The sequence below is a fragment of the Bradyrhizobium sp. Kon10 genome (genome assembly GCF_055807395.1).
This window is the reverse complement of record NZ_JBVVOZ010000008.1, coordinates 230,287-237,582: the sequence shown is the minus strand read 5'-3', so window position 1 is coordinate 237,582 and position 7,296 is coordinate 230,287. Positions and strand designations below refer to the sequence as shown.

Genomic DNA, 7,296 nt, shown 5'->3' with positions numbered 1-7,296 from the left:
AGCTTGGCTTCACCGTTCAACTCCAGCCCATCGCGGAGGCCGCCTGACGCTAAACCATTACCTGTTTCTTCCTAGCGAAGCGAAGCAATCCAGGAATGCGCCCGCCGAGGCAGTCTGGATTGCTTCGTCGCTTCGCTCCTCGCAATGACGAGCACTCGCCTCAGTTCGGCATCACATACGCATAGATGCGGCCGCGCGAGACAGGGGCCTCGCGGACGCGGTTGCCGTTGTTGCCGGAGATCATGATCGGATTGCCCTGCGCGTCAACGCCGGTGATGATGCCGACATGACCGCCCCGGCCGCCGCGCGACATCACCGCGATGGCGCCGACCTGCGGACCGGAGACACGCGTGCCGTAATGCGCGAACGAGTTCGCCATGTCGGAGCCGGTCCCACGGTGGCCGGTTTTCTCAAGCACCATGTTCATGAAGCGCGCGCACCACAGGCTGCCGCGGCCGGTCGGATTGCCGCCGACATAGCGGCGCGCCTCGGAGACGAGGCCGGATCCACCACCGAAGCCCGCGCTCATCGCCGTTCCGCTGCTCTCGCTCGTCGCCCGTCCGCCTCTGCGGCTCAAGGCTGCTGGTGCGTGACCGTTGATCGGCATTGCGCCGCTCGCATTCATGGGCATGCCGCCGCTATTGGCGTTCGGATCATAGCTCGCAAAGCTGTTGCCGAACCCGCTCGCCTGCAATTGCGCCGCATTGCGCTCGAAGCGCGAGCTGCGCGCATAGGTCCGGTAATGATGATGTCTGCTGGCGTAGCGCGCTGCGTGATGCACGTAAGCGTGCCGCTCTGCGCTATGATGGCGATGAGACCGCGCTGATGCCGGCGACGAGAAGGCGGCAACCGCCGCGAAGAAGAGAGCCAGCGCGACGACACAGCGCGACAGGCGAGACGCAAACAACTCGAACATTCTTCATCCTTGGTTGACACCCCCAATTCCCCATCGGCCCGTGCGGCGGCCGACATCCGCGTGGCGTATCACAATCCTGATGTGGCGAGATCAAGACGCATTGGCGGAGATTTTGGAAGGTGATTAACAGGTGCTAGGCTCACATGCGCAGACCGCAGAGCCGCATTCCAATGCCACAGTTGTAAAGGAGGACAATTGCATGCCCCACGCCGTGAGCAAGGATGGCTGCCGCCTCTATTTCGAAGAGGCCGGCACCGGCACGCCGATCATTTTCCTGCACGAGTTCGCAGCCGACTACAGCAATTGGGAGCCGCAGATGCGCTATTTTTCGCGCGGCCACCGCTGCATTACTTATTCGGCACGCGGCTACACGCCCTCGGATGTGCCGGCGGGCGAGGTCTACAGCTACACCCATTTCTACACCGATGCGCTCGCCGTGCTCGACCATCTCGGAATCGATCGCGCGCATCTCGTCGGTCTGTCGATGGGCGCTTACTCTTCGCTGCAGATCGGACTGAATGCGTCGCAGCGCGCGCTGTCGATGACGCTCGCCGGCGTCGGCTCCGGCTCGGAGATCGAGACTCTCGACGCCTGGCGCAAGCAGTGCCGGGCCAATGCCGAGCAGTTCGAGACGCTCGGCTCCGCCGAGGTGGCAAGAGCAACGCGCGAGGCGCCGAGCCGGATTCCCTTCCTGGTCAAGGATCCGCGCGGCCACGCCGATTTCTACGCCGCGCTGGCGCGGCACGACGCCAAGGGATCGGCGCGGACGATGCGCGGCTTCCAGGCCGGCCGTCCCTCGATCTTTACGATGACGGACGCGATCGAACGCGTCTCGACGCCGGCACTCATCATCTGCGGCGACGAGGACGATCCGTGCGTGAGCGCGAGCCTGTTTCTGAAGAAGCAGCTGCCGGCCGCGGGACTCGCGATGTTTCCGAAGTCAGGCCACGTGCTCAATCTGGAGGAGCCGGCACTGTTCAACGCGACGGTGGAGCGGTTTGTCACGTTGGTGGAAGCGGGACGGTGGCCGGTGCGAGATCCGAGATCAGTGGCGGCGCATTAGCGCGAAGGCGCCGCCTCGCACTCCATCGCGTAGCCCGGATGGAGCGACAGCGTAGTCCGGGGCCTTCGCGTCCGCGGATAGAATCCCGGATTGCGCTGCGCTTCATCCGGGCTACGGTAATCTTACTTCCCGCCGCCACGCGTGAGCAAAAACACCCCCTGCTCGCCGAACAAATTCCACACCCACCATGGCATCCGCAGCCGCAGCGGTCGGCCGTAGAGGTCGAGCGCCTCGGCGCGCTCCATCTTGACGCCGATGGCGTCGCAGAGCTCGACGAAATCCTTGATGGTGCAGAAATGGATGTTGGCGGTGTCGTACCAGCTTGCCGGCAGGTTTTCGGTGCGGGGCATGTGGCCCCCCACCAGCAGCTGGAGCCGCATCTTCCAGAAGCCGAAATTCGGGAACGACACGATGGCGCGGCGGCCGATGCGCAGCAGATTCTCCAGCACGACCTTGGGCTGGCGCGTCGCCTGCAAGGTTTGCGACAGGATCACATAGTCGAAGGCGTCATCGGGATAGTTGACGAGGTCGGTATCGGCATCACCCTGCACCACCGCGAGGCCCTTGGCGACGCAGCGGTTGACGCCCTCCCGCGACAGCTCGATGCCGCGGCCATCGACGCCGCGGGTTTCCAGCAGCTGCAGCAGATCGCCCTCGCCACAGCCGACGTCGAGCACCTTCGATCCCGGCTTGACCATCTCGGCGACCAGCACATGGTCCGCGCGAAAATCACTGGGCTGCCCGGTCGCAATGCCGCCCAGCGGCAGCACTTCCTGTACAGACATCGCTAGCCGTCCTTATCCTTGAGCCCGCGCGCCTTGCCGGCCGATTGCAGGAAAGCACGCGAGATATCGAAGAATTCGGGCACGTCGAGCAGGAAGGCATCATGGCCGCGATCGGTCTCGATCTCGGCAAACGACACCCGCGCGCTCGACGCGTTCAGCGCATGCACCAGCGCGCGCGATTCCGAGGTCGGAAACAGCCAGTCGCTGGTAAAGGAGACCACGCAGAAGCGGGTCTGGATTCCGGCGAACGCCTTTGCCAGCACGCCGCCATGATCGGCGGCGATGTCGAAATAGTCCATGGCGCGGGTCAGATAGAGATAGGTGTTGGCATCGAACCGTTCGACGAACGACGAGCCCTGGTAGCGCAGATAGCTCTCGACCTGGAAGTCGGCGTCGAACGAAAAGGTCGGCAGCTCGCGGTCCTGCATGCGCCGTCCGAACTTGCGGTGCAGCGCCGCGTCCGAGAGATAGGTGATGTGCCCGGCCATCCGCGCCACGGCGAGGCCGCGATGCGGATGCGTCGCCTGATCGACATAGCGTCCACCATGCCAGTCCGGATCGGCCATGACCGCCTGCCGGCCGAGCTCGTGGAAGGCGATGTTCTGCGCCGAATGACGCGTGCTGCATGCGGTCGGGAGCGCGGAGAACACGCGGTTCGGATAGGCCGCGGTCCATTGCAACACCTGCATGCCGCCCATCGACCCCCCGACAACGCAGAGCAGCGTCTCGATGCCGAGGCGGTCGAGCAGCATGGCCTGCGCCCGCACCATGTCGGGGATCGTAATGATCGGAAAATCCAGCCCCCACACCTTGCCGGTTGCGGGATTGGTCGAGGCAGGGCCGGTCGAGCCCATGCAGCCACCGATCACGTTCGAGCAGATGATGAAGTACTTGTCGGTATCGAGCGGGCGGCCGGGGCCGACCATGATTTCCCACCAGCCCGGTTTGCCGGTCAGCGGATGAACATTGGCGACGTGCTGGTCGAGCGTCAGCGCATGGCAGATCAGGATTGCATTGGAGCGATCGGCATTGAGCTCGCCATAGATCTGATACGCGATCTGGAACGGAGAGAGATCGATGCCGCAATCGAGCCGCAGCGGCTGATCGGCGCCGAAATGCGCGACCGGCGAACTCGGATGATCCACCTCATGCGACCGGTCGTCGGCACTGATCGCGGGACTCGGAATCGACTTGACGCCAACCATCTGACCATCGACCTCGTTTGCGATCGGACTTCGGATCGCTACTGACATCAGGCCATAAAAAACCCGGCCTGAACGATAGGTTCGGCCGGGATCGAAAGCGTCCCCGGCCTGTTTAGCGAGTTTTTTAACGTGGCTGCAAGCCGGCCGGCTCAAATGACCACGGAACAGGCAAAACCTACTGGCTTGGGCGGTTTTCGTCAAGTCGCGGTCCGGATCAGCCACATTCCACTCTGCATCCTCAGCCGAACAGGCCCTATTTTCCTTTGCATTTCTCTTTGCTTTCACCGCCCATCCTGCCTAATCAGAGGTCGATCGCAGCGGATCCGGACTTGCTGGTCCCCTCGTCCCGATCCGTATTGGAACGCCTCTCAATAGCCGCTGTCAGATATGTCCCAACGTCCGCCCGCGCCACCATCGTTGCAGGAATTGCGCAAGGAGATCGACGCGATCGACGAGGGCATGCATCGCCTGCTGATGCAGCGCGGCGACATCATCGACCGCCTGATCCAGGTGAAGCAGACCCAGGAGGTCGGCTCCGCCTTCCGCCCGGCGCGCGAGGCCGCCATGATGCGCGACCTCGTGCAGCGTCATCGCGGCATCCTGCCGCTCGACACGGTCGAGAGCATCTGGCGCGTCATCATCTCGACCTTCACTTACGTCCAGGCGCCGTTCGCGGTGCACGCGGACATCTCGGTGAGCGAGCCCGCGATGCGCGATTCCGCGCGATTCCATTTCGGCTTCACGGTGCCCTACGTCGCGCATTTCAGCGCGCAGGCCGCAGTCGAGGCGGTGGCGAAATCCAAGGGCGATCTGGCGCTGGTCTCGGCGACCTCCAGCCGCACGCCGTGGTGGCTGTTGCTCGAGCAGGAAGGTGCGCCAAAAATCATCGCGCGGCTGCCCTTCGTCGAGCGCGCCGACCATCCGGCCGCGCTGCCCGTGTTCGCGGTCTCGCGCGTCGCCGACAGCGCCCTGGTGACGGAGGTCGAGACCTTCAGCGTGCGCGTTTCGGGCTGGAATGCCGAGGTCGCACGGGCGCTGTCGCCGCTGGCCGAGATCGTGGCGGTGCCCGATACCGCCTTCGACGGCGCGGCCCTGCTGGTCTCCGTCACCGCAGCAAGCAGCCTCGACAAGATCAAGGCTGCCCTGATCGAAGCGGGGGCATCGGTGCGCTCCACGGCCCTCGTCGGCAGCCACGCAACGCGCTATACGGTGCCCCCGATCGGGTCGAAACCCTAAATCGCGAACCTCGACCAGCCTATCCGGAGTTGAAGATGTCCCGCCCCGTGCCGAATCCCGGCATTCTCGATATTGCGCCCTACACGCCCGGCAAGAGCCCGGTGGCCGAGCCCGGCCGCAAGGTGTTCAAGCTCTCGGCCAACGAGACGCCGTTCGGGCCCTCACCGAAGGCGATCGAGGCGTTCAAGCACGTGGCCGATCACCTGGAGGATTATCCGGAAGGCACCTCGCGCGTGCTGCGCGAGGCGATCGGCCGTTCTTTCGGGCTCGATCCCAACCGCATCATCTGCGGCGCCGGCTCGGACGAGATCCTCAATCTGCTCGCCCACACCTATCTCAGCCAGGGTGATGAGGCGATCTCCACCACCCACGGCTTCCTGGTGTACCCGATCGCGACCATGGCGGTCGGCGCCAAGAATGTCGTTGCGGCGGAGACGAACCTCACCGCCGATGTCGACGCGATCCTGAAAGCCGTGACGCCGCGCACAAAACTGGTCTGGCTCGCCAATCCCAACAACCCGACCGGCACCTATTTGCCATTCGACGAGGTCAAGCGCCTGCGCGCCGGCCTGCCCTCGCATGTCCTGCTGGTGCTGGACGCCGCCTATGCCGACTATGTTTCTCGCAACGATTATGAAATGGGGATCGAACTCGTCGCCACCACAGAAAACACCGTGGTGACGCACACCTTCTCCAAGATCCACGGCCTCGCGGCGCTGCGCGTCGGCTGGATGTTCGGCCCTGAACACGTCATAGATGCCGTGAACCGCATCCGCGGTCCCTTCAATGTGTCGACGCCGGCGATGTACGCGGCCGTCGCCGCGATCGAGGACACTGCGCACCAGGCGATGTCGAAGCAGTTCACCGAGACCTGGCGCAACTGGCTGAGCGAGGAAATCAGCAAGCTCGGACTCAAAGTGACGCCGGGCGTCGCCAATTTCGTGCTGATCCAGTTCCCGGTCGACAAGGGCAAGACCGCCGATGACGCCGACGCGTTCCTCACCAAACGCGGTCTCGTGTTGCGCGCGTTGAAGAACTACGGCCTGCCGCATGCGCTGCGCATGACCATCGGCACCGAGGAGGCCAACCGCCTCGTCGTCGAGGCCTTGCGCGACTTCGTGGCCGGCAGATGAAGGCGGCGGCGCACTTCCAGCGCGTCGCGCTGATCGGCTTCGGCCTGATCGGCGGCTCGATCGCGCGCGCTGCGAAGCTCCAGGGCCTGGCTTCCGAGATCGTCACCACCGCGCGCTCGGAGCAGACGCGCGCGCGGGTGCTCGAGCTCGGTATCGTCGACCATGTCGTGGCGACCAATGCGGAAGCGGTGAAGGACGCCGATCTCGTCATCCTCTGCATTCCCGTCGGCGCCTGCGGTCCGGTGGCGCAGGAGATCGCTGCGCATCTGAAGCCGGGTGCGATCATCTCGGACGTGGGCTCGGTCAAGGGCGCCATCGTCAGGGACATGGCGCCGCATCTGCCGCAGGGTGTTCATTTCGTACCGGCGCATCCGGTCGCAGGCACCGAGCATTCGGGACCCGATTCGGGCTTCGCCGAGCTCTTCATCAACCGCTGGTGCATCCTCACGCCGCCGGAAGGCACCGATGCTGCTGCCGTCGCGCATCTGCGCGCGTTCTGGACGGCGATGGGCGCCAAGGTCGAGGTGATGACGCCGGATCATCATGATCTCGTGCTCGCGATCACCAGCCATTTGCCGCATCTGATCGCCTACACCATCGTCGGCACCGCCGATGAACTGGCGCAGGTGACGGAATCGGAAGTCATCAAGTTCTCCGCCGGCGGCTTTCGCGACTTCACCCGCATCGCGGCGTCCGATCCGACGATGTGGCGCGACGTCTTCCTCGCCAACAAGGAGGCTGTGCTGGAGATGCTCGGCACCTTCACCGAGGATCTCGCAAAACTCACCCGCGCCATCCGTCGCGGCGACGGCGAGGCGCTGTTCGAGCATTTCACCCGCACCCGCGCCATCCGCCGCGGCATTGTCGAGATCGGCCAGGATTCGGCGGCGCCCGATTTCGGCCGCCCGCACGCCGCGCTGAAGAAGCCGTAGCGCGCGAGTAGCCCGGATGGAGCGCA

At 64.5% G+C, this 7,296-nt stretch carries 7 protein-coding genes and 1 riboswitch; of the genes, 4 read left to right on the top strand and 3 right to left on the bottom strand.

The features are described from left to right. Positions 1–160 precede the first annotated feature (160 nt). Complete coding sequence (locus AC0L2O_RS14720; RefSeq protein ID WP_409191713.1) at positions 161–916, bottom strand: TIGR02594 family protein; 756 nt, start codon at positions 914–916, stop codon at positions 161–163. A gap of 199 nt (positions 917–1,115) precedes the next feature. Between AC0L2O_RS14720 and AC0L2O_RS14715 the strand changes: the two genes are divergently transcribed. Beyond that, positions 1,116–1,979, top strand: a complete 864-nt coding sequence (locus AC0L2O_RS14715; protein WP_473370220.1) for an alpha/beta fold hydrolase — start codon at positions 1,116–1,118, stop codon at positions 1,977–1,979. 122 nt (positions 1,980–2,101) lie between these two features. On the opposite strand, the gene metW is transcribed toward AC0L2O_RS14715, so the two are convergent. Together metW and metX are read right to left on the bottom strand one after the other, a co-directional pair. Beyond that, on the bottom strand, positions 2,102–2,764 hold the full coding sequence (gene metW, locus AC0L2O_RS14710) for a methionine biosynthesis protein MetW (protein ID WP_473370219.1): 663 nt from the start codon (positions 2,762–2,764) through the stop codon (positions 2,102–2,104). Between the two features lie 2 nt (positions 2,765–2,766). Beyond that, entirely contained in the window at positions 2,767–3,969 is a 1,203-nt protein-coding gene (metX, locus tag AC0L2O_RS14705) for a homoserine O-acetyltransferase MetX (RefSeq protein ID WP_369720787.1), read from the bottom strand. A 91-nt stretch (positions 3,970–4,060) separates the two neighbouring features. After that, positions 4,061–4,140, bottom strand: a riboswitch (SAM riboswitch). A gap of 216 nt (positions 4,141–4,356) precedes the next feature. On the opposite strand from metX, the gene AC0L2O_RS14700 reads away from it, so the two are divergent. The 3 genes from AC0L2O_RS14700 to AC0L2O_RS14690 are packed head-to-tail and all read left to right on the top strand — an operon-like array spanning position 4,357 to position 7,270. Beyond that, positions 4,357–5,205, top strand: a complete 849-nt coding sequence (locus tag AC0L2O_RS14700) for a chorismate mutase (RefSeq protein ID WP_369720786.1) — start codon at positions 4,357–4,359, stop codon at positions 5,203–5,205. Between the two features lie 35 nt (positions 5,206–5,240). After that, positions 5,241–6,338, top strand: a complete 1,098-nt coding sequence (gene hisC / locus AC0L2O_RS14695; protein ID WP_369720785.1) for a histidinol-phosphate transaminase — start codon at positions 5,241–5,243, stop codon at positions 6,336–6,338. After that, positions 6,335–7,270, top strand: a complete 936-nt coding sequence (locus AC0L2O_RS14690) for a prephenate/arogenate dehydrogenase family protein (RefSeq protein ID WP_473370218.1) — start codon at positions 6,335–6,337, stop codon at positions 7,268–7,270. The genes hisC and AC0L2O_RS14690 overlap by 4 nt, the downstream gene beginning before the upstream one ends. Positions 7,271–7,296: the final 26 nt, after the last annotated feature.

Excerpts from the sequence above, each read along its gene's own strand:
- AC0L2O_RS14720 (WP_409191713.1), bottom strand. The coding sequence starts at position 916 with ATGTTCGAGTTGTTTGCGTCTCGCCTGTCGCGCTGTGTCGTCGCGCTG.
- AC0L2O_RS14690 (WP_473370218.1), top strand. The coding sequence starts at position 6,335 with ATGAAGGCGGCGGCGCACTTCCAGCGCGTCGCGCTGATCGGCTTCGGC.
- AC0L2O_RS14715 (WP_473370220.1), top strand. The coding sequence starts at position 1,116 with ATGCCCCACGCCGTGAGCAAGGATGGCTGCCGCCTCTATTTCGAAGAG.
- AC0L2O_RS14700 (WP_369720786.1), top strand. The coding sequence starts at position 4,357 with ATGTCCCAACGTCCGCCCGCGCCACCATCGTTGCAGGAATTGCGCAAG.
- metW (WP_473370219.1), bottom strand. The coding sequence starts at position 2,764 with ATGTCTGTACAGGAAGTGCTGCCGCTGGGCGGCATTGCGACCGGGCAG.
- metX (WP_369720787.1), bottom strand. The coding sequence starts at position 3,969 with ATGGTTGGCGTCAAGTCGATTCCGAGTCCCGCGATCAGTGCCGACGAC.
- hisC (WP_369720785.1), top strand. The coding sequence starts at position 5,241 with ATGTCCCGCCCCGTGCCGAATCCCGGCATTCTCGATATTGCGCCCTAC.